Here is a 25711-nt window from a genome sequence, read left to right as displayed (position 1 = left end):
CCCGAAAGCGGGGGCTCACACCGTCTGCGTACCGACGATCAGGCCAGCAGGCCCGGGATCGTCGCCTCGTGCGCCTCGCGCAGCTCCGTGAGGGAGAGCGCGAACTCGCCCTGCACGTCCACCGCGTCGCCGTCGACGACACCGATCCGGGTCGCCGGCAGACCCCGCGCACCGCACATGTCGGTGAAGCGGAGCTCCTCGCTGCGCGGGACGGCGACGACCGCACGGCCGGCCGACTCGCTGAAGAGGAACGTGAAGGCGTCCAGGCCCTCGGGGACGACCAGGCGCGCGCCGTTCCCGCCGCGCAGGCAGGACTCGACGACCGCCTGCACGAGACCGCCGTCGGACAGGTCGTGCGCCGCGTCGATCATGCCGTCGCGGGAGGCCGAGATGAGGATCTCGCCGAGCAGCTTCTCCCGGTCGAGGTCCACGGCCGGCGGCATGCCGCCGAGGTGCTGGTGGATCACCTCGGACCAGGCCGAACCGCCGAACTCCTCCTTGGTGTCGCCGAGCAGGTAGAGGAGCTGGCCCTCTTCCGCGAAGGCGATCGGGGTGCGGCGGTTGACGTCGTCGATCACACCGAGGACGGCCACGACGGGCGTCGGGTGGATCGCGGTCTCGCCCGTCTGGTTGTAGAGCGAGACGTTGCCACCGGTGACCGGGGTGCCCAGCTGGAGGCAGCCGTCCGCGAGACCACGGGTGGCCTCGGCAAACTGCCACATCACGGCCGGGTCCTCGGGCGAACCGAAGTTCAGGCAGTCCGAGATGGCCAGCGGCTTCGCACCGGAGGCGGCGACGTTGCGGTACGCCTCCGCGAGCGCGAGCTGCGCACCCGTGTACGGGTCGAGCTTGGCGTACCGGCCGTTGCCGTCGGTCGCCATGGCCACGCCGAGGTTGGTCTCCTCGTCGATGCGGACCATGCCCGCGTCCTCGGGCTGCGCCAGGACCGTGTTGCCCTGAACGAACCGGTCGTACTGGTCCGTGATCCAGGACTTCGAGGCCTGGTTCGGGGAGGAGACGAGCCTGAGGACCTGGTCCTTCAGCTCGGCGCCGTTCTGCGGCCGGGGCAGCTTGCCGGCGTCGTCGGCCTGGAGCGCGTCCTGCCAGTCCGGGCGCGCGAACGGCCGGTGGTAGGTCGGGCCCTCGTGGGCGACGGAACGCGGCGGCACGTCGACGATCTGCTCGCCGTGCCAGAAGATCTCCAGGCGCTCGCCCTCGGTCACCTCACCGATGACGACGGCGATGACGTCCCACTTCTCGCAGATCTCCAGGAAGCGGTCGACGTGCTGCGGCTCGACGATCGCGCACATGCGCTCCTGCGACTCGCTCATGAGGATCTCCTCGGGCGAGAGCGTCGCATCGCGCAGGTGGACCTTCTCCAGGTCGACCCGCATGCCGCCGGAACCGGCGGAGGCCAGCTCGGACGTGGCGCAGGAGAGCCCGGCGCCGCCGAGGTCCTGGATGCCCGCGACGAGCTTCTCCTTGAAGATCTCCAGGGTGCACTCGATGAGGAGCTTCTCCTGGAAGGGGTCGCCGACCTGGACGGCGGGGCGCTTGGCCGGCTTGGTGTCGTCGAAGGTCTCGGACGCGAGGACCGAGACGCCGCCGATGCCGTCGCCGCCCGTGCGGGCGCCGTACAGGATCACCTTGTTGCCGGGGCCCGAGGCCTTGGCGAGGTGGATGTCCTCGTGCTTCATCACGCCGATGCAGCCGGCGTTGACCAGCGGGTTGCCCTGGTAGCAGGAGTCGAAGACGACCTCGCCGCCGATGTTCGGCAGGCCCAGGCAGTTGCCGTAGCCGCCGATGCCGGCGACGACACCGGGCAGCACGCGCTTGGTGTCGGGGTGGTCGGCCGCACCGAAGCGCAGCGGGTCGACGACCGCGACCGGGCGGGCGCCCATGGCGAGGATGTCGCGGACGATGCCGCCGACGCCGGTGGCCGCGCCCTGGTAGGGCTCGATGTACGAGGGGTGGTTGTGCGACTCGACCTTGAAGGTGACCGCGTACCCCTGGCCGACGTCGACGACGCCCGCGTTCTCGCCGATGCCGACGAGCATGGCGTCGTTGACGGGGGTCTTCTCGCCGAACTGCTTCAGGTGGACCTTGCTGCTCTTGTAGGAGCAGTGCTCGGACCACATGACGGAGTACATGGCGAGCTCGGCGCCGGTGGGACGGCGGCCGAGGATCTCGCGGATGCGCGCGTACTCGTCCTCCTTGAGGCCGAGCTCCTTCCAGGGCTGCTCGCTGTCCGGCGTCTCGCTCGCGTGCTTGACGGTGTCGAGGCTCATCAGGCGTTGACCAGCTTCTTGAGGATCGAGGTGAAGAAACCGAGGCCGTCCGTCTTGCCGGTGCCGATCAGCGGCTCGACGGCGTGCTCCGGGTGCGGCATGAGGCCGACCACGTTGCCCGCGGCGTTGGTGATGCCCGCGATGTCGCGCAGCGAGCCGTTGGGGTTCATGTCCAGGTAGCGGAAGGCCACCCGCCCCTCGGCCTCCAGCTCGTCGAGCGTGCGCTCGTCGGCGACGTACCGGCCGTCCATGTTCTTGAGCGGGACCTCGATCTCCTGGCCCTCGGAGTAGTCCGAGGTCCAGGCGGTCTCCGCGTTCTCCACCCGCAGCTTCTGGTCGCGGCAGATGAAGTGGAGGTGGTTGTTGCGCAGCATCGCGCCCGGCAGCAGATGGGCCTCGGTGAGGATCTGGAAGCCGTTGCAGATGCCGAGGACGGGCATGCCCGCCTTCGCCTGCTCGATGATCGTCTCCATCACCGGCGAGAAGCGGGAGATGGCTCCGGCCCGCAGGTAGTCGCCGTAGGAGAAGCCGCCGGCGAGGACCACGGCGTCGACCTGCTTGAGGTCCTTGTCCCGGTGCCAGAGCGACACGGGCTCGGCGCCCGCGAGGCGGGCGGCACGCAGCGCGTCCTGGTCGTCGAGCGTTCCGGGGAACGTGACGACGCCGATGCGTGCGGTCACGACTCCACCTTCACGACGAAGTCTTCGATCACGGTGTTGGCAAGGAAGGTTTCGGCCATCTCATGGATGCGGGCGAGGGCGGCGTCGTCGACCGGTCCCTCCACCTCCAGCTCGAAGCGCTTCCCCTGACGGACGTCGGCGATTCCGGCGAATCCCAGGCGAGGCAGTGCACGCTGCACCGCCTGCCCCTGAGGGTCGAGAATCTCCGGCTTGAGCATGACGTCGACTACGACGCGTGCCACTGGCACTCCCGGTGGTGTGTTGCGTGGGCGGTTCCCTCAGCGTACCTGCCTCCAAATTCTACGCGGGTAGAGATCTGAAGGATCCTACAAAAGCCCGGTTCAGAGCGGTGTGCGTCACACGGACAACCCCCACACGCCGAACGCACACTCCCGCCCAAAATTCGAGTGAAATATTGCGGACCGCATTGCACCGGGACACGCTGAAACAATTGCCGGGGCTTCCCCATACGACGCCTACCGCTGTACAAAGGAATCCAGAAGAAAGCAGCATTGTTCCGACACAGCCGTACGGTCGGCATCGTCGCACGTCAGGGGCGCCACAAGCGCTCTCCCGACCTCGGCGGCCGCAGGAAAGGACCGATATCCGTGGCTCAGCGTGTGGTGGTCACCCTCTCCGACGACATCGAAGGCGGAGAAGCTGCTGAAACGGTTGCGTTCGGCCTCGACGGGAAGATGTACGAGATCGACCTGAATGCTGCCAATGCAAAGAAACTCCGCAAGGCCCTCGCGCCCTACCTCGCCGCCGGACGCAAGATCCCCGTCCGGGCGACGGTCGGCCGGCGCCCCGCGGCCGACTCGTACACCCACACCGCCCTCGCCCCCGACCCGGCGGCGGTCCGCGCCTGGGCCCAGTCCAACAAGATGGACGTGCCCGCCCGCGGCCGGATCCCCAAGCGCGTCTACGAGGCCTTCCGCGCGGCGAGCTGAGCGGGGGCCCCGAGAGGGGTGACGGGGCGCGGGGCCGCCGGCCTCGGCTGCGAACCTCAGCCGCGAACCTCGGCCGTGCACCTCGGCCGTGCACCTCGGCCGTGCACCTCGGCCGAAGCCTCGGCCGAAGCCTCGGCCGAAGCCTCGGTCGGAGCCGATTTGCATTGCACCCCCCTTGATCGGCTAGAGTCTGGATCACGCCGAGGGGCGAGGCCGAAAAGCCGAGTCCCCAGCAGCGTGCGGGTGTAGTTCAGTAGCAGAACAGCCCCCTTCCAGGGGGAAGGCGCAGTGTGCGATCCCTGTCACCCGCTCTGCGAGAAACGCGTTACCGACCACTCCGGTGGATCAGGTAGAGTGGTGCTCGCACCGAGCAGCGAAAGCTGACCGGTAGCAATGCGGACGTGGCTCAGTTGGTAGAGCATCACCTTGCCAAGGTGAGGGTCGCGAGTTCGAATCTCGTCGTCCGCTCAGGGAGCAAAGGCCCCGGTTCTCAGGAACCGGGGCCTTTGTCGTACCCCCGGAGTGTTCCCCCGCCTCCCCGGGGCATGACATTTGTCAGCCGGGACGATGACAGCGCGCACTGCCCTCCGCCCCATACGGCCCGGAGGCTGGAGCCATGACAGCTGAAGCCCTGACACCGGCCATCGAGGCGACCGACCTGAGCCGCAGCTACGACGGCGGCTTCGAGGCGGTGCGCGGCATCTCCCTCTCCGTGCCCCGGGGCGAGATCCTCGCCCTGCTCGGCACCAACGGCGCCGGCAAGACCTCCACCGTCGAACTCCTGGAGGGCCTCGCCGCCCCGACCGGCGGCACCGTCCGCGTCCTCGGCCACGACCCGTACCGCGAACGGTCCGTCGTCCGCCCCCGCATCGGCGTCATGCTCCAGGAGGGCGGCTTCCCCTCCGACCTCACCGTCGCCGAGACCGTACGGATGTGGGCCGGCTGCACCAGCGGCGCCCGGCCGACCGGCGAGGCCCTCGGCGCCGTCGGTCTCGCCGACCGCGAGAAGGTGCGGATCAAGCAGCTGTCCGGCGGCGAACGCCGCCGCCTCGACCTCGCCTGCGCCCTCCTCGGCCGCCCCGAGGTCCTCTTCCTCGACGAGCCCACCACCGGCCTCGACGCCGAGGGCCGCCGCGACACCTGGGAACTCGTCCGCGCCCTGCGCGCACAGGGCACCACCGTCCTCCTCACCACGCACTACCTGGAGGAGGCCGAGGCGCTCGCCGACCGGCTCGCGATCATGCACCAGGGCCGGATCGTCCTCTCCGGCACCCCCGCCGAGGTCACCGCCGCCCAGCCCGCCCGGATCCGCTTCGCGCTCCCCGCCGACGTGCCCGCCGCCCGGCTGCCGCTCGGACTGAAGGCCGCCGCCGACGGCAGCCGCATCGAGATCCGCACCCACGCCCTCCAGGACGACCTCACCGCACTCCTCGGCTGGGCCCACGACCACGGCGTCCGGCTCGACGGGCTCGACGCCCGCACCGCCTCCCTCGAAGAGGCCTTCCTCGACATCGCCTCCCGCACGGAGGACACCCCCGCCGGCCCGAAGGAGCCCGTGATCCGATGAGTACCTCCACCCTCACCACCGGCCGGCCGTCCACCGCCCTCACCCGGCTCACCGCCCTCGGCCGGGCCGAACTCACCCTCCTCGGCCGCAACCGCAACAACCTCTTCGTCGCGGCCGCCATGCCACTGCTGATGATCTTCGTGCTGCGGTCCTCGCTCAAGAACGTCGACGAAACCACCCTCGGCATCTCCCCCGGCGCCGCCACCCTCATCGGCGGCACCGGCATGATCCTGCTGCTCGTCGTCTACATGAGCCTCACCTCCAGCCTCGTCGCCCGCCGCGAGGAACTCGTCCTCAAGCGGCTGCGCACCGGCGAGGCCACCGACACCGAGATCCTCACCGGCACCGCCCTGCCCGCCGCCGCCATCGCCCTCGTCCAGAGCGCGATCCTCACCGTCGGCGGCTTCACCCTCCTCGGCTCCGACGCCCCCGCCCGCCCCGACCTGCTCGCCCTCGGCCTCGTCGGCGCGATCGTGCTGCTCGCCGGGCTCGCCGCCGTCACCACCACCATCACCCGCACCGTCGAGAGCGCCGGCCTCACCACCCTGCCGCTCTTCCTGATCTCCTCCTTCGGCTCCGGCCTCTTCGTCCCCCACGACGCCCTGCCCGAGCTCGCCGCCGACCTCTCCCAACTGCTCCCGCTCAGCGGCGTCATGGAGTTCGTCCGAGCCGGCTGGCTCGGCACCGCCCACGCGGGCAGCCTGCTCACCGCCGCCCTCAATACAGTGGCCTGGGGCGTCCTGACGGGGTGGGCGGTCCGCCGCTGGTTCCGCTGGGAACCCCGGCGCTAGGGCGGGACCGGAGGGGAGACGGGACGCGATGTCCGCGATGACGGGATGGTGGTCACGGCGCAGCGTCGCCGGGAAGGTCGAGCTGTACACCCGGTGGACCTTCCACCTCATGGCCCCGGTCGAGGTCCTCGCGTTCGGCGGCGCCCCGCTGAGCAGCGGCGGGCGCAGCGGGCTCGGCACGGGCGGGGCGCTCGGCCTGGCCCTGTGGGTCCTGGTCCACGCCGTGCTCTGCGGGGTGGTCGCCTCCCGCGCCCTCGACCACACCACCGGCACGCGGCCGCGTCCCGTCCGGCTCGCCGCCGCCCTCGCCGCCGCCACCCTCCTCGCGAACCTCGCCGTCTCCGGCCTCTGGGCGGCCGGGGTGCTGACCGACGCCTCCGTCGTCGCGAGCGTGCTCGTCGGCACCTCGGTCTTCACCACCGGCGCGCTCGTCTTCTGCCTGGACCGGGTGCGGCACATGGCGTACGCGGTCGCCGGCACCGCCGTCGCCGCCGCGCTGCCCGTCACCGCCTTCGGCCACGGCGCCCCGGAGGGCCTGATCACCCTGGTCGGCGTCCTCGTCGGCGGCGGCGCCTACGCCTCCGCCTGCGGCTTCTCCTCCTGGCTGCTCGGCGTCGTCCAGGAGCTGGAGCGCTCCCGCGACCTCAAGGCCCGGCTCGCCGTCGCCGAGGAGCGGCTCCGCTTCGGCCGCGACCTGCACGACGTCATGGGCCGCAACCTCTCGGTGATCGCGCTCAAGAGCGAGCTGGCCGTCCAGCTCGCCCGGCGCGGCCGCCCCGAGGCCGTGGACCAGATGGTCGAGGTCCAGCGGATCGCCCAGGAGTCCCAGCGGGAGGTGCGGGAGGTCGTCCGCGGCTACCGGGAGGCCGACCTGCGGGTCGAGCTGGAGGGCGCCCGGGGCGTCCTCGACGCCGCCGGCATCGCCTGCGCCGTCGACGCCCCCGCCCTCGACCTGCCCGTCGAGGTGCAGTCCGCGCTCGGCTGGGTCGTCCGCGAGGCCACCACCAACGTGCTGCGGCACGGCGACGCCCGCCGCTGCGCGATCACCCTGCGCGCCCGGGAGGGGGAGGCCGTGCTGACCGTGGAGAACGACGGGGCGGCGGTACGGGACGAGGCCGGCGCCCCCGGCCGTACCGGCTCGGGACTCGCCGGACTGCGCGAACGGCTCGGGGCGGTGGGCGGCACCCTGGAGGCGGGGTTCGCGGATCCGCAGTCCTTCCGCGTCACCGCCCGCGTGCCGTCGGCCGCCCCGCGGCCCGCCCCTCAGTCCGCCCCGTCCGCCGCCCGAGAGGCCGCCGCCCGAAAGCCCGAGACCCGAGAGGCCGCCACCCGAAAGCCCGACGCCCGACAGGAACCCGACGCCCGACAGGAAGAGGAGACGGTCGCGTGACCGAGCCCGTGCGCGTACTGCTGGCCGACGACGAACACCTGATCCGGGGCGCCCTCGCCGCCCTGCTCGCCCTGGAGGACGACCTGGTCGTGGTCGCCGAGGCCGCGACCGGCCCCGAGGCGCTCGCCATGGCCCGCGCCCACCGGCCCGACGTCGCCGTCCTCGACCTCCAGATGCCGGGGGCGGACGGTGTGACGGTGGCCACATCGATCCGGGACGAACTCCCCGACTGCCGCACGATGATCGTGACCAGCCACGGCCGCCCCGGCCACCTCAAGCGGGCGCTCGCGGCGGGCGTCCGCGGCTTCGCCCCGAAGACGGTCAGTGCCCAGCGGCTGGCCGAGCTGATCCGTACCGTCCACGCCGGAAACCGTTATGTGGACCCCGAGTTGGCTGCCGACGCGATCGCCTCCGGGGACTCGCCGCTGACCGCCCGCGAGGCCGAGGTGCTCGAACTCGCCGCCGACGGCGCCCCCGTCGCGGAGATCGCCCGGCGGGCCGCACTCTCCCCCGGAACGGTCCGGAACTACCTCTCTTCCGCCACCGCGAAGCTGGGTGCGGAGAACCGTCACACGGCGGTGCGTCTCGCGCGGTCCAGAGGTTGGGTATAGTTAGCAGCGCGCTACGGCGCATGCGGACGTGGCTCAGTTGGTAGAGCATCACCTTGCCAAGGTGAGGGTCGCGAGTTCGAATCTCGTCGTCCGCTCAGAAAGCGAAGGCCCCGGTTCTCAGGAACCGGGGCCTTCGTCGTGTGTGCCTACGGCGGCAGGAGGCCGGGATGCCGTACGGGCCCCGCTTCCGGGCCCGTACGGCATCTGCCGACTAGAAGCTGTCGGACCAGGCGTTCCCGGTCAGCAGCTCGTACGCCTCGATGTACTTGGCGCGGGTCTTCTCCACGACCTCCTGCGGCAGCGCCGGCGGCGGCTGCTCGCTCTTGCGGTCCCAGCCGGAGGCCGGCGAGGTCAGCCAGTTCCGCACGATCTGCTTGTCGTACGAGGGCTGGGCGTGGCCCGGCTCCCACTCGGCGGCCGGCCAGAAGCGGGAGGAGTCCGGGGTGAGGACCTCGTCGGCGAGGACGAGCGTCTCGCCCGCGAAGCCGAACTCGAACTTGGTGTCGGCGAGGATGATCCCGCGGTCGCGCGCGATGTCCCGGGCCCGGGAGTAGACCGCGAGGGTCGTCTGACGCAGCAGGGCGGCCGTCTCGGCGCCGACCTGGCGGGCGACCTCCTCGTACGAGACGTTCTCGTCGTGGTCGCCGACGGCGGCCTTGGTGGCCGGGGTGAAGATCGGCGCGGGCAGCTCGGAGCCGTCGGTCAGACCCTCGGGGAGCGCGAGGCCGCAGACCGTGCGGGACTCGTTGTACTCCAGGAGGCCGGAGCCGGTGAGGTAGCCGCGGGCGACGGCCTCGACCGGGACCATGTCCAGCGACTTGCAGATCAGCGTGCGCCCCGCCCAGTCGGCGGGGGCGCCGGTCGGCAGCTCGGTGGAGATCACGTGGTTCGGGACCAGGTCGACGAGCTTGTCGAACCACCACAGGGAGAGCTGGGTGAGGACCCGGCCCTTGTCGGGGATCTCGGTGGGCAGCACCCAGTCGTAGGCCGACATGCGGTCGCTCGCCACCATGACGAGGTCGCCCGCCTCGTTCCGGTACAGGTCGCGGACCTTGCCCGTGTGGAGATGGGTCAGGCCCGGGACCTGGACGGGCTCGGGCTTTTCTACGAATCCGGACACGGTTCCTCCGCGTAGGTTGATCCAGGGAACGTGTCCGATTCTCTCGCACGTGGGGACGAATCCCGCCGTCGGACCCTGTGAGCCCCCGCTCACTCCCTCTTGCAGATGCGGTCGAGGAGGTTCGCGGTGGCCCGCTGGACCCGGGCGTCGACGTGGCCCGGCCGGTCGAGCGCCGGTGACCAGGCGAAGGTGCCGGACGCGAAGACCCAGGCGCCGGACGGGGCCCGGTAGAGACTCGTCTCCTGGTGGCGCAGGGCGCCTTCGCTGTCCCGGTACGGCGAGTGGGAGAGCAGGATGCGGCCCTGGTGCTCCGGGAGCGCGGTGCGCGGGAAGTAGCGGTCGGCCTCGCCCGCGACCATGCCCGGGAGCTCGTCGCCGTCGCCCGCGCCGGTGGCCTCCCAGAGCCAGTGGTCGGCGTTCCGTACGACCAGCGGGTGTGGTTCGGGCACCCGGCCCGCGTACTGGATGCCGAGGAGCTGCTGCTCGGGCCGGTCGACCTCGCGCCAGAGCGCGGGGCGGCCGGGGCCGCGGCGCTTGCGGCAGGTGAGGAGGCGGTCCGGCACCCCGGACGGCGAAGGGGCGAGCTCCACCTGCCAGTACATGGTGTTGGCGGAGAGGAAGACGAGCGAGGTGCCCTGGTCGCGGGCGAGTTCGACGGTCCGGCGCATCGGCGCCGACCAGTACTCGTCGTGGCCCGGGAAGACAAGACCCCGGTAGCGGCTCGGGTCGACCCGGCCGGCGTGCAGGTCGCGCGTCTCCGCGTACGCGAGGTCGTAGCCGTAGCGCTCGGCCCAGCGGATGAAGTCGTAGGCGTGCCCGACGTGCAGGGGCAGCCCCGCGCCCGCGTACGGACGGTCGAAGGAGACGGTGACGGCCGCCTCCTCCTCGCCGAGCAGCCTGCCCTCCTCGTCCCAGGCGTGGTACAGGCTGGCGCCGGTGTGGCCGTCCTCCGGGTAGAGGTTGTACGCCTGCCAGGTCACGTCCGGGAGGACGAGCAGCAGATCCGCCGGGTGGTTGTCGCGGACCGTGAAGGGGATGTGCGAGCGGTACCCGTCGACGGTCGTGAGCACGGCGACGTACGCGCCGATCGACCAGTACGTGGGGACCTGCAGCCGCCAGGACTGCCACCAGTGGTGGCAGGAGACCGTGCGGTCGGCGGTGAGCGGGGCCGGCTGGACGATCCCGGAGAGGCGCGGGCTGGTGGTGATCTTCGCGGCGCCGTCGCCGCCGTAGTGCCCGATCCGGTAGACGTCGACCGAGAACTGCTGCGGCGGGTCCACGGTGATGTGGAAGTCGATCGACTCGCCCGGTGCCACGGCCCCGCCGGACGCGAAGCCCTTGATCTGGCGCCGGACGTCGTCGGCCGTGCGCGGGCCGCCGCTGCCGCCCCGGGCCAGGACCTCGTCCGCGTACCAGGGGACCATCTGGCCGGTGTCGTCGAAGTAGTTGTCCGAGCCGCGCAGCCAGGGCAGCGGGCCCTGGCCGAAGGGATCGGAGACGGCGTGCGCGAGCGCACCCGACTCCCACCGTCTGATCTGCTCCGCCCCCATGTGCGCCCCTCCCTCGACTCCCCCGGGTCGGCCGGTCAGTGCCTCTGGATCGTGCCTCTGTCAGTCGCGGTCTCCAGCACATCACATAACGCACGCACTCCGTCACCGTTCGTCGTGAATTGACGAGAGCGGAAGCCGTACCTCCGGGTATTCGGGGGTCCGGCGGGCCCTCAGACCAGGCGTACGGGCTTCTCCGGGCGCACCCCGGTGCGGGTGAGCCAGGCCCGCAGGGGCTCCGGGTCGCCGTCCTCGACGAGGGCGAGGACCCGGGGACCGAGGTCCGCCGCCCGCTCGCCCCCGACGAGCAGCGCCGGACCGTCGAGCCAGTCGAGGCCGGGAGCGGCCTCGGCGGTGTCCACGGCCGCACAGCAGACCATGGCGGTCACGTGGTCGGCGAGCAGGTCACGGCCGGTACGGGGCGGCTGGAGCGGGAACAGCGGCAGGGGCCCGTCGGGGCCGCTCACGACCACGTGGGGCGCGGCGGTGCCGGCCCGGTCGGCCTTCTCGGCGGTACGGGCGGACTCGGCGGCCGCGACGACCCGGGCCTCCCGGGCCGCCTCCTCCCGCGCGAGCAGCGCACTGAGCGCCCCGGCGAGCGCGTCGGCGGCGGGATTGACGGGCTCTTCGTCGCCCTCGTCGTCCTCGTCGGGGAAGTCGGGGGCGGCGGGGTCGGCGGGGAGGTCGGGGGCGGCTTCGGGCCCGGCCTCGGGCGCGGGTCCGACCTCGGACTCGGACTCGGGCGCGGGCATGGGGGCGAACTCCGACCCGGTCTCGAATCCGGTCTCGGATCCGTTCTCCGACCCGGTCTCGGACCCGGTCTCGGATCCGGTCTCGGACCCGGTCTCGGACCCGGTCTCGGACCCGGCGTCGGCCTCGGGTCCGGCATCCGGCCGGGGAGTCGTCAGGTGGGCCATCACGCGGGTCAGGGTCGGGCCGGCCGCGTCGGAGGTCCGGCCTCCGGCGGCTTCGGTCACGCCCAGGCCGTCGAGGACCTGGTGGAGGCGGGCCGCGTCGGTGCGCCACTTCCGGTCGACGACCTCCTCCGGGTACTGGCTCCACTCCACCGGGGCCCAGTCGGGGCCGGGCTCGGCCGGGCCGCCGTGGAAGAGACGGGCGGCGAGCAGCGAGGTGGCCTCGTCGACGGCGCCCGGCTCCTCCAGGAGGTCGCAGGCGGGGCGCTCGCCGAGCCGGGAGGAGAAGCCCTCCGCGAGCCGGTCCCGGCGGGAGAGCTCGGTCAGGGCGGAGACCACGCCCGCGTCGAGCTTGGCGGGCCAGCGGCCCATGCGCCAGGCGGGCAGCGCGACCCGTGTGAGGAGCCGGTCCCAGCCCGCGTAGGCCAGGCCGACCTGCTCCTGGGCGACGATCCGTACGCCGTAGTCGACGGCCTGGGCGCGCTCCGAGCCGGCGGCGGCGACCCCGCGCTCCATCTCGGCGGCGTGTCCGCGGCAGGCGCGGAGCAGCACGCGGGCGACCTGCCCGACGCCGTGGGCGCCGAGCCGGCGGAGCGGATCGAGGCCGGGGCTCCGGGGCACGGCGACGGCGGCGTCCAGGCCGCGGACGAAGCGGCGGGCGGCGGCTATGTCGGGTTGGGCGGCCGGTCCCGTACCGGCGACGACGGGGGCGAGGACCGCCCGCAGCTCGCCGACGCGCATCCACCACAGGAAGGGCGAGCCTATGACCAGGACCGGGGCGCCGTCGCCGCCGGACGTGCGGTGGAGATGGCGGTGGGCCCGGTGGGTGCGGTCCTCCAGCCAGCTGTCGCAGTCCGGGGTGAGGGCTATCGCGGCGGGCGCCGGGACGCCGAGCCGGTGGGGGGGGCCCGGGGGGAGCCGGTACAGATCGGGGGCGGCGGTCTCGGCGAGCTCCACCGTCGGCGTGGCAGCGGGGCGGGCCCGGGCGATGACGAGGGCGACGGCCGCGGCGGCGAGGAGGACGAGCACGGCGAGGACGGTCACGACCCAGCGGGCCGCGTCCCAGGCCGCTCCCGTGAAGTGGCCGGTGACCCCGCCCGCGTACAGGACGACGGCCACCGCGGCGGGGAGCACCGCGAGGCCCAGTGCCCTGCCGCGGACGCGGAGGACGGCGAGGGCCCGGGAGTGCGCGGCGCGCGCACCCCACTCCTCGCCGACAACGGAACCGGTACCGGACACGCCGTTCATCACCCCCTCCTGCCCTCGACGGGATTGCCTGTGGCGGTGTTGCTCACCCCCCCCACTGTGGCACCCGCCACTGACATCGCAATGCCGGTGGGCCAAGTGCCGGAATGCCTTCGCCGCACCCTAGTTGGGGCTGTGGCGGGCGTCATCCGTATGGCCGAGCCGTCACTCGATGGAATGGCTTTGGGTAAAGGTGATGGCGCACTTGTGGCCGTGTGGTGCACAGGTTCGGCACCCCACGGCCACAAGTGGAATCACAAGGATTCAGGCGAAAACGAGCGGAATCAGGCCTCGGCGGCCTTCCGCGCGATGTCCGTACGGTGCTGCGAACCGTCAAGGCGGATACGGCCGACCGCCGCGTACGCGCGCTCGCGGGCCTGCGCCAGGTCCGAACCGGTGGCGGTGACCGACAGGACCCGCCCGCCGGCGCTCAGGACGGCACCGTCCTCGCCCCGCTTCGTACCGGCGTGGAGCACGTACGCGTGCGGGGCGTCCTTCTCCGCGACCTCGTCCAGGCCCTCGATCGGGTCGCCCGTGCGCGGGGTGCCCGGGTAGTTGTGCGAGGCGACGACCACGGTGACGGCGGCGTCGTCGCTCCAGCTCAGCGGGGCCTGGTCGGCCAGGGTGCCGTTGGCGGAGTGCAGCAGGACGCCCGCGAGCGGGGTCTTCAGGCGGGCCAGGACGACCTGGGTCTCGGGGTCGCCGAAGCGCGCGTTGAACTCGATGACCCGGACACCGCGGCTGGTGATCGCCAGACCCGCGTACAGGAGGCCGGAGAACGGGGTGCCGCGACGGCGCAGCTCGTCGACCGTCGGCTGCAGGACGGTCTCCATGACCTCGTCGACCAGCTTCGGGTCGGCCCAGGGCAGCGGCGAGTAGGCGCCCATGCCGCCGGTGTTCGGGCCCTCGTCGCCGTCGAGCGCACGCTTGAAGTCCTGCGCGGGCTTCAGCGGGAGGACGGTCGTGCCGTCGGTGATCGCGAAGAGGGAGACCTCGGGGCCGTCCAGGTACTCCTCGATGACGACACGCTCGCAGGCGAGCGCGTGCGCCCGGGCCTGCTCGATGTCCTCGGTGACGACGACGCCCTTGCCGGCGGCGAGGCCGTCGTCCTTCACCACGTACGGAGCGCCGAAGGCGTCGAGCGCCTCGTCGATCTCGGCCGGAGTGGTGCAGACGTAGCTGCGGGCGGTGGGGACCCCGGCGCCGGCCATGACGTCCTTGGCGAAGGCCTTGGAGCCCTCCAGCTGCGCCGCCTCCCGGGACGGGCCGAAGACGGGGATGCCGGCCGCGCGGACGGCGTCGGCGACGCCGGCGACGAGCGGGGCCTCCGGGCCGACGACGACGAGGTCGGCGCCCAGCTCGGTGGCGAGCGCGGCGACGGCCGCGCCGTCCAGCTGGTCGACGGGGTGCAGCTCGGCGACCTCCGCGATTCCGGCGTTGCCGGGCGCGCAGTGCAGAGCGGTGACGTCGGGATCGAGGGAGAGAGAGCGGCACAGGGCGTGTTCGCGGGCGCCGCCGCCGATGACGAGGACCTTCACGCCTGCCAGGGTAGCCCGCGGGGCGGGATGCCCTTTGTGCGGGCCACCGAGCGAGACGCCCCTACTGGTTCGGATATTCCTCCACAACCGTGGCTCCGAGCTCGCGCACGATCAGATCGTGCCCGGACAGCGCCGACTCGACGAGATCCGGGTCGTCCTCCTCGGGGACGTCGTCCTCGGGCGCCACGGTCTGCGGCGCCGGAGGCGCGTACGCGGGCGCGGAAGCGGGCGGCGGAGCCTGCTGGAAGGCGGGAGCCGAGGCGGGCTGCGCCTGTACGGGGGCGGGCGGCGGGGCCTGCTGGAAGGCGGGGGCCGGGGCGGGGGCGGGCACGGCGGACCGACCGCCTCCTCCTCCGTTGAAGCCGCCGCCTCCACCGAAGCCGCCGTTTCCGCTCCCGCCTCCGCCTCCGAAGCCGGTGGCGGCGGGCGGGGGCGCGGAGCCACCCGAGGGGTCGATGATCGCCTCGATCTTCCAGTTCACGTTGAACTGCTCGGCGAGGGCCTGCTTGAGGACCTCCTCGCTGCCGCTGCTCGCGAAGTTGTCGCGGGCGCCGGCGTTGAGGAAGCCGAGCTGGAGGGTCGTACCGTCGAACCCGGCCACCTGGGCGTTCTGGCTGAGCAGGATCCAGGTGAAGCGCCGCCGGTTCTTCACGGCGTCGAGGATCTGCGGCCACAGGTTCCGCACCTGGGCCGTGTCCCCGCCCGAGGAAGCCGGAGCGGCGGACTGCGGCGCGGGCTGCGCGTGTACGGGCGCGGGGGCCGGGGCGGCGGGCGCCGCGGGCGCGGACGCGCCGGGCCAGGCGCCGGGAGCGCCGCCGCCGGGGGTGGCGGCACCGGGCCAGGCACCGGGCCGGGGCCCGTCCTGTACGGGGGCCTGCACGGGGGCGGGCTGCTGAACGGGCGCGGCCTGCTGAACGGGCGCGGGCGCCGGGGCCGGCGGGGGCGGGGCCATCGGGGTGTGGGCCTCGGGCCCGGGCACGTACGCCATGGCGGGCGCCGGCGGTCCGGGCGTGAAGACGGGCGCGGGCGCGGCGGCAGCCCCACGCTCGAGACGGTCGAGCCGCGCCTGGAGGGAGCGCTCGTCGTCGAAGGCGGCGGGCAGCAGCACGCGCGCGCAGATCAGCTCCAGCTGGAGGCGGGGCGAGGTGGCGCCGCGCATCTCGGTCAGCCCGGCGTTCACGAGATCGGCGGCCCGGCTGAGCTCTGCGGCCCCGAACACCGACGCCTGCGCCTGCATGCGCTCGATGACGTCGACGGGGGCGTCGACGAGCCCCTTCTCGGCGGCGTCGGGCACGGCGGCGAGGATCACGAGGTCCCGCAGCCGCTCAAGCAGATCGGCGACGAACCGCCGGGGGTCGTTCCCGCCCTCGATGACCCGGTCGACGACCTCGAACGCGGCGGCGCCGTCCCCGGCTGCGAAGGCGTCGACGACGGAGTCGAGCAGGGACCCGTCCGTATAACCGAGGAGAGAGGTCGCCATGGCATAGGTCACACCGTCGTCGGCGGCACCGGCGAGCAGCTGGTCCATGACGGACATCGAGTCACGCACGGACCCGGCACCGGCGCGGACGACGAGCGGCAGCACGCCGTCCTCGACGGGAATGCCCTCGTGCCCGCAGACCTCGCCGAGGTAGTCCCTCAGGGTGCCGGGGGGCACGAGCCGGAAGGGATAGTGATGGGTCCGGGACCGAATGGTCCCGATGACCTTCTCGGGCTCGGTCGTGGCGAAGATGAACTTGAGGTGCTCCGGCGGCTCCTCGACCACCTTCAGGAGGGCGTTGAAGCCCGCCGAGGTGACCATGTGGGCCTCGTCGATGATGTAGATCTTGTACCGGCTGGAGGCGGGCCCGAAGAAGGCCTTCTCCCGCAGGTCACGGGCGTCGTCCACACCACCGTGGGAGGCGGCGTCGATCTCGATGACGTCGATGGACCCGGGCCCGTTCCGCGCGAGGTCCCGGCAGGACTGGCACTCGCCGCAGGGCGTCGGAGTGGGACCCTGCTCACAGTTCAGACACCGCGCGAGAATGCGCGCACTGGTCGTCTTTCCGCACCCTCGGGGCCCGCTGAACAGGTACGCGTGATTGACCCGGTTGTTCCGCAGGGCCTGCTGCAACGGGTCGGTGACATGCTCCTGCCCGATGACCTCGGCGAAGGACTCGGGACGATAGCGGCGGTACAGCGCGAGAGACGACACGTATACGAGGTTATAGGCGCCCACCGACAACCCGGGAAAACAAGCCCGCACCGGGACGGGCCGGGGAACGAACGGGCCGAGAAACGAACGGGCCGAGAAACGAACGGGCCGGGAACGAACAGGCCGGGAACGAACAGGCCGGGAAACGAACGGGCCGGGAAACGCAAGCGCCCCCCACGCACCCGCCAGAGCCGACCTACCCTTGCTGCCTTCCGGCCCTGGGGGAGTTCAGTCAGATAGCGCCACGTGAGGGGCTCCGCCCAGAGTACCCGATCCACGCCCCTCCCCGGCCACCCCCGTCGACCTGCACCCTTCGACGACCCCCGCCCGCGATCGTGTGCACGAGCACCCTCTCCGGTCATGTAATGTTCTCCACGGAGGATTCGCCTAGAGGCCTAGGGCGCACGCTTGGAAAGCGTGTTGGGGGCAACCCCTCACGAGTTCGAATCTCGTATCCTCCGCCAGTGCCTCACCGGGCACGTTGTCGAAGGGCCCCACCGTTCGCGGTGGGGCCCTTCGACGTTGCCTCAGCCCTCGTTGTCCTGGTCTTTGTCCACAGGGAGCTTTTCCGGAGGCCCCCAGATCGCTTCAGCGATCTTCCGGGCCACGTCCTTCAGCATGGCGTCCGGCACGTGGAGGTACCGCGCCCGCATCCGGGAGGACGTGCCCGGCTCCCACCCCATGATCTGGTCGATGACGCGGTCCGGGACCCCGAGCAGCATGAGCACGGTGGCAGCCGTGTGCCGGGCATCGTGCAGGCGCGCGTCACGCACCCCCGCGTCGCCCAGCAGCTTCTTCCAGTCGTGGTAGTCCGTGTTCGGGCTGAGCGGGCCACCGAGGGGCTTGGTGAAGACGTAGTCGGACGGTGTCCACAGGTTCCCCGCCTTCGCCCGTTCGAGGGCTTGCGCCTCCCTGTGGGCACGGAGCATCACGACCAGCGGACCGGGCAGCGGAACGGCCCGGCGGCCGGCCCGCGACTTGGTGTTCTTGGTCTCCCTCCGCACCTGCTCGCGCTTGGGGCAGTACCCGGCCTTGCGACCGCATGGCGACGCTTCGGCGCATCCGTGCGCGTACTTCGGCCGCAGTCGGTTCCGGCGCAGCTTCAGATACTCGTTGTCCAAGTCCACGTCAGACCATCGCAGACCGAGGGTCTCGCCCTGGCGCAGTCCGAGGGCGAGCGCGAGCATCCAGCGAGCGCTGTTGCGACGCTTGTTCACCGCGATCAGTAGGCTCTGCACCTCTTCGACGGAGTAGGGCTCGATCTCGTCTTCGTCGCCCTCCATCCGGGGCGGCTTGGCCAGGGCGGCGGCATTCTTCGCCGCGTAGCCGCGACGGACGGCTTCTCCGAGCGCAGTACGAGCGGTGCGGTGGGCCTGGTGAGCCGTGGCGGGCTTACTGCCGTTCTTCTGCATCCGGCGGTACAGGCTTTCCAGGTGCTCGGGCTCCAGGCGGTCCATGCGGTGCTTCCCAATGCCGGGAACGAGGTGCACGCGCACTGCCACTTCGTAACCGTCGTACGTGTTCTCGCTGACGACGTCCTTGGCGATGTTCTCGACCCAGTGACACAGCCACTTCTCGACGGTCCACAGCTTTCCGGGCTGCTGTGCGGTGCCCTGGTCTCGCTGCTTCTCCCGCCGCTTGACCTCATCCTTCAGGGCGTCTTCCGTGGGGCGCGTGATGTGCCTGCGATAGGGCTCCCCGTTGTCCTTGTAGCCCATCGGCACTCGGGCGTGCCAACGACCGTCCTTACCGAAGTAGATGGCCGTTTCGCCGTTCGCCCGGCGGGTGCGCTTCTTCTGTCGTTCCACAGTGATCCTCTTAGGCGGCCGGCCGATGGGCGCGGCGGAGCTGGGTGGCGAATGCGATGACGGCGTCGGCAGGGACGCGGCGGAGTCGGCCGAGCGGTACGGACTCCAGCTCGCCGGTGCCGATGTACCGGTAGCAGAGGGTCCGGCCGATCTGGAGACGGCGAGCTGCCTCCTCGACGGTGAGCAAGACGAGCGTGGAGTCAACGGTCACTTCGGATAGGGACGCGTCCATGCGGCGCTCCTTTGGCCTGGGGCGTGATCGGAGGTGGCTGTTGTGTCCTAGGTGGGGATTTCTGCGTCATTGCGTCATCAGCGTCATTCGCGCCTCTGACCTGCGGGTTTGTGTGACGCAGAGGCTTGCGGGCTGCGTCATCGGTGACGCAGCCGTCCGTCACGGGATGACGCAGGTGACGCAGGATGACGCAGACATTCGGGCTCTGCGTCACCCGCGTTGATGCAGCTCAGGGGCCGTTTTGGGACCCGTTGTGACGCAGGTGACGCAGCGTTTCCTACTTAGGAAAAGAGCGGGGTGGTGTTTGTTGTTGTGCGCGCCTTAGAGCGTGAAGAGGGAGCCGCAGAGCGGCACGCCCTTGGAGCGGCGGCGCGGCCGCCGAAGAGCAAGAGGAGCACGTCCTCGCGTGGCGGCGTGCTCCTCTTGCCTGTGCGGTGGCCCGTGCGGCGCGGTCTAGAACATCCCGGCCTGCTCGTCCGGCTCCGGCGGCGTGGGGCGGGTCATCTCGATGTAGCGGGCCGTGCCGGTCCGGCCCCAGTCGACGAGCACGCCGCGCGCGGCGAGGACCGGCTGAATGCGCTTGAGGCGGTCGGAGAGGACCTTTCCGGTGGTCGGCCACCCCTTGGGCAGGGGACGGCATTCCTCGCCGGTGTAGAGCTGCGTGAGGCAGTGCAGCCACTCGGACGACGACATCCGGATCTCCGCGCCCGGGTCGATGCCGGCGGCGTGCTTCAGGACGGTCTGGGCGAGCAGATCGCCCTCGATGACGTCGTCGTTCAGATCGTCCAGGCTGGCCCGGTAGGCGTCCAGCGCGCCGAAGCTCGTGGCCGCGTCGAGCTGCGCGCACAGGTGCGCGAAGTCCGCCATGCGCAGGTCGGTCGGGATCTCGGCCTCGGTCGCGCGGACCTTGACCGTGAGGTCGAGCAGCGAGCCGAGGATGATCGGCAGGATCTCCCCGAACTCGGCCCACAGCTCCGCCTCGGTCCGCCGCACGCGCGGGCGCTCCAGGCGGAGCGGGAGGAGCCGTTCGGCGAGGTCGGGCCGGATGACGCCGACGTCGATACCGGTCAGCAGCAACGGCTTTCGGTAGCGGGAACGGACGACGTCGCCGTCGGTGAACAGGGCCCGCTTGACGTTCTCGGCGCCGGTGACGATGCAGCACATGGCGTCGGACATGTCCGGCGTCAGGTGGGAGAGGTTGTCCAGGGCGGTGACCCATCCGGCGGCCACGGCCGCGATGAGGTTCTCCTCGTCCTTCGGGGCGCGGCGCAGGTCGCTGCTCATGCCCTCGATGATCCGGACGAGCATCCGGGCGCCGGTGGACTTGCCCGCGCCCTGGGGGCCGGTGAGGAACGGGGCGGGGACGGGCACGGACGGTCCGAGACAGCCGATGAGCCAGGCGATCGCGAGGCTCTCGGTCTGGGCGTTGGCGAAGTTGCACAGCCGCAGCAGGAGGTCGAGTCCCTTGCCGTTGGTGTCCTTGGCCGGCAGGGGCAGCTCGCCGGTGAGCTGGGTCCGCCGCCAGCACACCTCCTGCGGGTCGGGGGTGCGGATCTCCCAGCCGGTGGGGTGGATGCGGACGGACTGGCCGTCGTTGCGGCCCAGGTCGAGCCAGGTGGCGCCGTCGAACCCGGGGGCGACGCGGATGTGGACGGGCTGCACCTGCTCGCTCATGGCCAGTGCCTCGATCAAGTCCAGAGCCTCCTTGAGTGCGGTTCCGTTGAAGACGCCGTAGCCGTCCTTGAACAGGCCGACGATGAGTTCCTGGCGGTGGCTGCCGGTCGTTCCCTGGGAGCGGATCGGGCGGGCGACGGGGTGGCCGTTGCGCTGGGCGTACACGGTGCCGTCGGCGGTGCGGAAGTACCGGAAGTTGCTGCGCGCGTAGTCGCCGATGATCTCGCGGGCCGGATTCTTCTCGTCCTCGGACATGTCACATCCCCAGTGCGGTCTGGGCGTTGGTCCAGGCATCGGTGCAGTGCCGGGGCGACTCGCCCTTGGCCTGCGCGGCGGTGAACAGGCGGGCGATGTGGGCCTCGGTGAGGCAGCCGCACCGGCCGTGGGTGGACAGCACCGCGAGGAACGTCCGGTACACCGTGTGGTGGACCCCGTCGGCCGCCTCGGTGATCCGCTGCTCGGCCATGGCGATCCCGCGCTCCAGGTAGGCGGGCGAGCGGTGACGGCACTGCCCGCCCCCGGCCGGCGCGGGCACCGCGGCCGCGAGCGAGGCCGGCCGGGCGGTGGACGGCGCCTTCTCGGCGAGCGCACGCGCGACGTCCGGCAGCTCCGCCAGGGTGCCGGTGCCGGGGCCGAGCCACCGGGCGTAGGACATGGTGGACTTCAGGTCGACACCGTCCCGGACGCCGTTCACCGAGCGCATGGTGCCCGAGTAGATCCAGTGCTGCCCGCGTGTGGTGGGCACGGTCGCGGTGGGCGGAAGGTGGGTGCGGGCCCAGTCGACGGCGGCCGGGTTGTCGAGGTCGACGACGGTCACGCCGGCGCCGCCCGGGTGGTAGCCGATAGCCCGCGTCCGGCGCCATGCGGCCGCCCACTGCGGGGAGGCGAGGACGGTCGGGTCGGTGGTGGCGGCGGCCCAGCCGTGGCACGGCCACGGGCAGACGCAGGGGCCCGGGGTGGCCATGTTCGGTCGCCCGCCGCAGGCGAGGTCGTCGCAGGCGCGGCAGTTGCCGAGGGGGCGTTTGTCGGCCCGCAGGGGCAGGACCGGGAGCCCCATTTCGGCGAGGCCAAGGGCGGTGGTGGGGATGCTGTTCACGCGGCCACCCCCGCCCGGGTCTGGGAGAGGAATGCGGTGCCGAGCCACTGGGAGAACGCGGGCGGGATGGCCTCGGTGAGTTCCTCGCGGACGTCGGTCCACGTGATGCCCATGGCGGCCTGCATCTCCGGCACCGTGGCCTTGCCGCCGCCGTTCCCGTACGGGGCGACGTACGGTCCGTCCCGGTAGACGCCGTGCCGGTGTCCGCGCACGTAGCCGCGGTGCTTGGGGTGGGCCGGCTGAGCGGTGCTCCAGCGGCCGAGCTCGAAGTTGCGGTGACGCAGGACGCCGAGGGAGAACATCTCCCCGCACAGCCACACGTCCTTGCGGATCTCCGCCTTCCCATTGGGCTGCTCGATGACGTACGGCAGCCCGGACGCCTCCAGCAGCTCGCGGGTGGGCGGGACGAGGTCGACGTGGGTGCCGCCCCAGCCCTTGGATCGATTGGTGCCGACGGTGAGGGCGCATCCGGCCTGGCAGGGCGGGGAGGTGTGGACGAACGCGTACCGCTCGATCTCCCCGGAGGCGATCAGGGCGGCGAGGTACTCCAGGGCGTCGGCCCGGGCGAAGGTGAAGGGGTAGTTGGGGCGCGGGGCGATGTCGACGCCGACGACGTCGAACCCGGCGCGGTGGTAGCCCGTCCCGGCGCCGCCGGCGCAGCAGAACAGGTCCAGCAGCAGTGGCCTGCGGCCATCTCGCCGGATCAGGGTGGGTTGGGTCATGCTGGGTGTCTCCAGTTCTCGATGCTGGATGTGAGGGCGGCCCCAGGCTTTGGCGAGACGGGGGCCGCCCTTCGTGCTGTCACGCGGCGAACAGGCCGCGTTGCCCCGGCTCGATGTCGATGTCGACGACGTCGCGCTGCGGGGAGACGCTGGGGACCGGGGCGAGGACGGTCACCCGCTGGTCGGTGACGGGGCCGTCGTTGTGGAAGCGCCAGGTACCGACGTCGTGCTGCGGCCGGCCCTTGGACGGCGGCGTGTAACGACGGGCCTCGGTCGGGTGGGTCGCGTTCCAGTCCTCCGCGCACACCTTGTGGACGGCCTCACCGGCGTGGGACCGCATCGGGGTCGGCCGGCCGCACAGGCAGCACGGCCGGTCCCGCGTGTGGTCGAAGTGGCGGCCGTCGCCCCAGTCGAGGAGAGGGTTCATGGCCGGGCCGCTTAAAGGTTCGAGACGGTCTGGATGAGGGATTCGGTGAGCTGGTTGATGGGCTTGGAGGCGCCGGTGGAGGCGAGGAAGAACCCGAACATCACGGCGATGAACGCGGCACCAGGGCCGAGGGACTTGGAGCGCAGGAGGAAGAACAGGACGAGTCCGAAGAGCGCGACCAGGGAGACGGTCACGACCATGGCGGTATCTCCTTTGACGGCGTGCTGGGGTGGCTGGGAGGCTGCGCGGGCCCCGGGTGCTCGCAAGCTCGGGGACATGGACCGGTGGCCGCGCTGGCGAGCGTTTGCTTCGAGCGAGCCCGCCCGTAGGCGGGTGGCCGCCGGTCCCACAACGTGGTTCAGCGGGTGCCGGCGCGGTGGATCGCACGGCCGTGGTTGTGCAGGCGCCGTCCGACGCGGAGGCGCTTGCCGTGGCCCTTGCAGCGGCGGCAGGGCTTGGACCGCTTGGGGCGTCCCTTGCGGTCGAGGACGACCTTGGCGCCGAGGCCACGGCACTTGCGGCAGGTCCCGAACGGAGACGCCGCACACAACAGTGCGTAACCGGCGAGGGCGGCGAGCAGAAGCAGGGTACTAGCGGTGAGCATGGGCGGGCTCTCCCTTGCCTGGGGCGGTTTCCGGGGTTTTCGCAGGTGGGCCGCTAGACGCTAGTGCGCAGGTCAGCGACCCTGTGGGGTGCTAGCGCGGCTGCTAGACCTAGCAGCGGATGCTGCTAGGTCTAGCGGTGGTGCCGGGGTCAGGCGGCGGCCCGGTCGGCGTTACGGCGTGTGAGGGCGGCGGTGATGTCGGTGCGGTCGATGCCGCGTCGGTTGGCGCCCTTGCCGTCGTCGGTGGTGCCCCAGACCTGGCCCGGCTTGATGCCGTACGGCTTGAGGGCGGCCGTGACGTTCTCGCCCTTCCACCCGGCATAGGTGTCGGGCCGGAGGGAGGTCAGACGGGTGGCGATGCGCTCGCACCACACGGCCTTCTCGCCCTCGTGGATGACGTCGAGGACGTCGGCGAGGATGTCGTTGCCGCTGGTCTTGTCGGGGCCCTTGCCGATGGCGTGGCCGGTGACGTTGCCGTACTCCTCGCGGGCCTTGCGGGCGCGGGCGACGACCTGTTCGGCGGCGACGGCGTCGACGAACGCGGAGGCGACGATGCGGGGGTCGTCGCCCTCGCCGGCCATCCAGCAGATGCCCCGGTCGGAGCGGGAGAACATGGTGGCCCGGTATCCCGACTTGTACATCGAGGTGCCCAGCACCATGTCGTTGGCGGGCTGGCCCATGACCTTCAGGCAGAACCTGAGGATCGCGTTCGCGGAGATGCCGGTGGGCAGGGACTTGGCGTCGGGGCGCTGGGTGCCGAAGAGGGTCACGATTCCCAGGGCGGGGCCGCGTTTGACCAGGTCGGTGCAGATCGCCTCGATCTCCGCGCCGTGTTCGGCGTGCTCGAAGGGCACCTGGCACTCGTCGAACCCGACCACGATCGGGTGCAGCCCGAGGGACTTGTCGTCGGCGAGGGCGGGGGTGACCTTCGACTCCGGGCAGCGCGAGCGCGGCAGGGACTTGATGACCTTCGCCCGGCGTCGCAGCTCGTCCTTCAGCTCCCGCAGCGACTCGACGACGTAGCCGATGTCGTCGTCTTCCTCGCCGGCGCGGTAGCGGTGGCAGATGGGTTCGAGGGCGCCGAAGTCGCCGGTGCCCTTGAAGTCGAACGCGTGGATCTCCGCGCGGGGGTCGAGGGCGGCGATGAGCAGGAGCAGCCGCATCAGGAACGTCTTGCCCATACGGGGCACGGAGCCGACGACGACGGCCGCGAACATGAGCGTGACCGTGACGTCCCGCATGCGCTGGTCGTTGCCGAACACCACCGGCTTGAACAGGTCCACGCTGCCGGTCTTCAGCAGCGGCCAGGCGGGCTTGGTGGTCTCGTTCATCGGCTTGTCCCCCACCCACAGCACCAGTCGTCCCTCGTGCTCGGTGGGGTCGGGGGCGGGCCAGACGCAGCCGACCTTGCGGCGCAGGCCGGAGGCGAGGGGCTTGCGCGCCTCCATGATGTCCTCGGGCGTGACGCCGTAGGGCAGGTCGAGGTCGGCGCGGTAGCCGGGCCCGTCGCGCACGATCTCGCTGGTGAACCGCAGGCCGTTCATGTCGCCGCCCTTCTTGATGGCGGCGGAGATCTTCGCGTTGCCGATCGAGTCCAGACCGCGCAGCACGATCGAGCCGGTGAGCTTTTGGATCTCGGTCTTCAGTACGGCCGGGCCGACGACCGGGGAGTCGGGCTGCTGCCCGCCCATCCCCAGCAGCAGCACCCCGCCGGTGGCGAAGAGGAACAGGTAGGCGGGGGCGACGACGTACAGCCACAGGGCGAAGGAGGCGCCGAACACGAGGGACACGAGGGTGACCAGACCGCGCAGCCGGATCCGTCCGGCGCGCAGCTTGGCCAGCCGCATGTACTCCTCCACGTCCTCGGTCCGCACCGCGTAGTCCCGCAGCGGAGCGGCCTCCCGGTCCCACACCCACCGGTTGGTGGAGGCGACGAACCGGCACGCTCCCCGCGGCGACATCAGCGCCAGGCGTCCGGCATATACCGGCACCCGCACCCCGTGGTACAGGGCGGCGTAGCCGACGTTCGCGCCGGTGTGGCGGGCGGTGGCGAGGAAGTCATGGCGGTTGGTGAGCCATCCGGCGAGGACCGGCTTGCGCTTCTCGATCGTCACCTTCGGGTCGGGCAGGTTCGGGTTGTCCACCGGCATCGGGGCGGTGGGCGTCTCGTCGTCGCGGTCTATGTCGGGCACCGGCCGCAGGTGCGCGGCCACGGGCGTCTCGGTCATGCTGGGGTTCTCCTGCTGCTCGAAAGAGTGGAGGGCAGAGGCCCCGGGGACGGCGCGGTTTCCTTGGCCGGGACGGCCGTCCCCG

At 71.8% G+C, this 25711-nt stretch carries 22 protein-coding genes, 4 tRNA genes and 1 other RNA gene; 9 read left to right on the top strand and 18 right to left on the bottom strand.

Annotation, left to right across the window (positions count from 1 at the left end; translation table 11 throughout):
* Positions 1-38 precede the first annotated feature (38 nt).
* Genes purL through purS form a run of 3 tightly spaced genes read right to left on the bottom strand, consistent with a single transcriptional unit; the run spans position 39 to position 3210 of the window.
* Positions 39-2288 (bottom strand): phosphoribosylformylglycinamidine synthase subunit PurL, encoded by a 2250-nt coding sequence (purL, locus tag SVTN_RS19995; protein WP_041130335.1) that lies wholly within the window; start codon positions 2286-2288, stop codon positions 39-41.
* Positions 2288-2968 carry a phosphoribosylformylglycinamidine synthase subunit PurQ gene (gene purQ, locus SVTN_RS19990; RefSeq protein ID WP_041130334.1) on the bottom strand — a complete coding sequence of 227 codons (681 nt, stop codon included), beginning with the start codon at positions 2966-2968 and terminating at the stop codon, positions 2288-2290. Before purQ ends, purL begins: the two co-directional genes overlap by 1 nt.
* Entirely contained in the window at positions 2965-3210 is a 246-nt protein-coding gene (gene purS, locus SVTN_RS19985; RefSeq protein ID WP_015035032.1) for a phosphoribosylformylglycinamidine synthase subunit PurS, read from the bottom strand. Before purS ends, purQ begins: the two co-directional genes overlap by 4 nt.
* Positions 3211-3576: 366 nt before the next feature.
* Between purS and SVTN_RS19980 the strand changes: the two genes are divergently transcribed.
* From SVTN_RS19980 to SVTN_RS19945, 8 genes are all read left to right on the top strand, one after another.
* Positions 3577-3918 (top strand): histone-like nucleoid-structuring protein Lsr2, encoded by a 342-nt coding sequence (locus SVTN_RS19980; protein ID WP_041130333.1) that lies wholly within the window; start codon positions 3577-3579, stop codon positions 3916-3918.
* 239 nt (positions 3919-4157) lie between these two features.
* Positions 4158-4229 (top strand) — tRNA-Gly (locus SVTN_RS19975).
* An 84-nt stretch (positions 4230-4313) separates the two neighbouring features.
* Positions 4314-4386 (top strand) — tRNA-Gly (locus tag SVTN_RS19970).
* A 148-nt stretch (positions 4387-4534) separates the two neighbouring features.
* Positions 4535-5485, top strand: a complete 951-nt coding sequence (locus SVTN_RS19965; protein ID WP_041130332.1) for an ABC transporter ATP-binding protein — start codon at positions 4535-4537, stop codon at positions 5483-5485.
* Positions 5482-6276, top strand: a complete 795-nt coding sequence (locus tag SVTN_RS19960) for an ABC transporter permease (RefSeq protein WP_041130331.1) — start codon at positions 5482-5484, stop codon at positions 6274-6276. The genes SVTN_RS19965 and SVTN_RS19960 overlap by 4 nt, the downstream gene beginning before the upstream one ends.
* Before the next feature lie 28 nt (positions 6277-6304).
* Positions 6305-7666, top strand: coding sequence for a sensor histidine kinase (locus SVTN_RS19955; protein ID WP_063782265.1), 1362 nt, complete (start codon positions 6305-6307; stop codon positions 7664-7666).
* Complete coding sequence (locus SVTN_RS19950) at positions 7663-8277, top strand: response regulator transcription factor (protein WP_041130330.1); 615 nt, start codon at positions 7663-7665, stop codon at positions 8275-8277. The genes SVTN_RS19955 and SVTN_RS19950 overlap by 4 nt, the downstream gene beginning before the upstream one ends.
* Before the next feature lie 22 nt (positions 8278-8299).
* A tRNA-Gly gene (locus tag SVTN_RS19945) sits at positions 8300-8372 on the top strand.
* A 116-nt stretch (positions 8373-8488) separates the two neighbouring features.
* On the opposite strand, the gene SVTN_RS19940 is transcribed toward SVTN_RS19945, so the two are convergent.
* From SVTN_RS19940 to ffs, 6 genes are all read right to left on the bottom strand, one after another.
* Positions 8489-9397 carry a phosphoribosylaminoimidazolesuccinocarboxamide synthase gene (locus SVTN_RS19940; RefSeq protein WP_041130329.1) on the bottom strand — a complete coding sequence of 303 codons (909 nt, stop codon included), beginning with the start codon at positions 9395-9397 and terminating at the stop codon, positions 8489-8491.
* Between the two features lie 89 nt (positions 9398-9486).
* Positions 9487-10947, bottom strand: coding sequence for a N,N-dimethylformamidase beta subunit family domain-containing protein (locus SVTN_RS19935; protein ID WP_041130328.1), 1461 nt, complete (start codon positions 10945-10947; stop codon positions 9487-9489).
* A gap of 170 nt (positions 10948-11117) precedes the next feature.
* Positions 11118-13106, bottom strand: coding sequence for a hypothetical protein (locus tag SVTN_RS19930; protein ID WP_099055212.1), 1989 nt, complete (start codon positions 13104-13106; stop codon positions 11118-11120).
* Positions 13107-13387: 281 nt separating this feature from the next.
* A complete protein-coding gene (purD, locus tag SVTN_RS19925) occupies positions 13388-14641 on the bottom strand; it encodes a phosphoribosylamine--glycine ligase (RefSeq protein WP_041130327.1) in 1254 nt (417 codons plus the stop codon).
* A gap of 61 nt (positions 14642-14702) precedes the next feature.
* A complete protein-coding gene (locus SVTN_RS19920) occupies positions 14703-16835 on the bottom strand; it encodes a DNA polymerase III subunit gamma and tau (protein WP_041130326.1) in 2133 nt (710 codons plus the stop codon).
* Positions 16836-16995: 160 nt separating this feature from the next.
* An RNA gene (gene ffs, locus SVTN_RS41465) (signal recognition particle sRNA small type) lies at positions 16996-17094 on the bottom strand.
* A gap of 117 nt (positions 17095-17211) precedes the next feature.
* Here ffs and SVTN_RS19915 point away from each other — a divergent pair.
* Positions 17212-17299 (top strand) — tRNA-Ser (locus SVTN_RS19915).
* 63 nt (positions 17300-17362) lie between these two features.
* Here SVTN_RS19915 and SVTN_RS19910 read toward each other — a convergent pair.
* The 9 genes from SVTN_RS19910 to SVTN_RS19870 all read right to left on the bottom strand — a co-directional run bounded on the left by SVTN_RS19910 (position 17363) and on the right by SVTN_RS19870 (position 25626).
* On the bottom strand, positions 17363-18643 hold the full coding sequence (locus SVTN_RS19910; protein ID WP_041130325.1) for a tyrosine-type recombinase/integrase: 1281 nt from the start codon (positions 18641-18643) through the stop codon (positions 17363-17365).
* Positions 18644-18653: 10 nt separating this feature from the next.
* Positions 18654-18875 carry a helix-turn-helix domain-containing protein gene (locus SVTN_RS19905; protein ID WP_041130324.1) on the bottom strand — a complete coding sequence of 74 codons (222 nt, stop codon included), beginning with the start codon at positions 18873-18875 and terminating at the stop codon, positions 18654-18656.
* A gap of 453 nt (positions 18876-19328) precedes the next feature.
* Positions 19329-20804, bottom strand: a complete 1476-nt coding sequence (locus SVTN_RS19900) for a hypothetical protein (RefSeq protein WP_041130323.1) — start codon at positions 20802-20804, stop codon at positions 19329-19331.
* A gap of 1 nt (position 20805) precedes the next feature.
* Positions 20806-21606, bottom strand: a complete 801-nt coding sequence (locus SVTN_RS19895) for a bifunctional DNA primase/polymerase (RefSeq protein ID WP_052499217.1) — start codon at positions 21604-21606, stop codon at positions 20806-20808.
* A 35-nt stretch (positions 21607-21641) separates the two neighbouring features.
* Complete coding sequence (locus SVTN_RS19890; RefSeq protein ID WP_041130321.1) at positions 21642-22367, bottom strand: DNA cytosine methyltransferase; 726 nt, start codon at positions 22365-22367, stop codon at positions 21642-21644.
* A gap of 79 nt (positions 22368-22446) precedes the next feature.
* Positions 22447-22794: a hypothetical protein gene (locus tag SVTN_RS41060; RefSeq protein ID WP_052499216.1), complete on the bottom strand. Its 348-nt coding sequence runs from the start codon at positions 22792-22794 to the stop codon at positions 22447-22449.
* An 11-nt stretch (positions 22795-22805) separates the two neighbouring features.
* Positions 22806-22994 (bottom strand): hypothetical protein, encoded by a 189-nt coding sequence (locus SVTN_RS19880; protein ID WP_041130320.1) that lies wholly within the window; start codon positions 22992-22994, stop codon positions 22806-22808.
* 158 nt (positions 22995-23152) lie between these two features.
* Positions 23153-23398, bottom strand: a complete 246-nt coding sequence (locus SVTN_RS19875; RefSeq protein ID WP_041130319.1) for a hypothetical protein — start codon at positions 23396-23398, stop codon at positions 23153-23155.
* A gap of 149 nt (positions 23399-23547) precedes the next feature.
* A complete protein-coding gene (locus tag SVTN_RS19870) occupies positions 23548-25626 on the bottom strand; it encodes a cell division protein FtsK (protein WP_041130318.1) in 2079 nt (692 codons plus the stop codon).
* Positions 25627-25711: the final 85 nt, after the last annotated feature.

The organism is Streptomyces vietnamensis (assembly GCF_000830005.1).
Taxonomy (GTDB): Bacteria; Actinomycetota; Actinomycetes; order Streptomycetales; family Streptomycetaceae; genus Streptomyces; species Streptomyces vietnamensis.
This window is presented reverse-complemented; position numbering and strand designations above follow the sequence as displayed.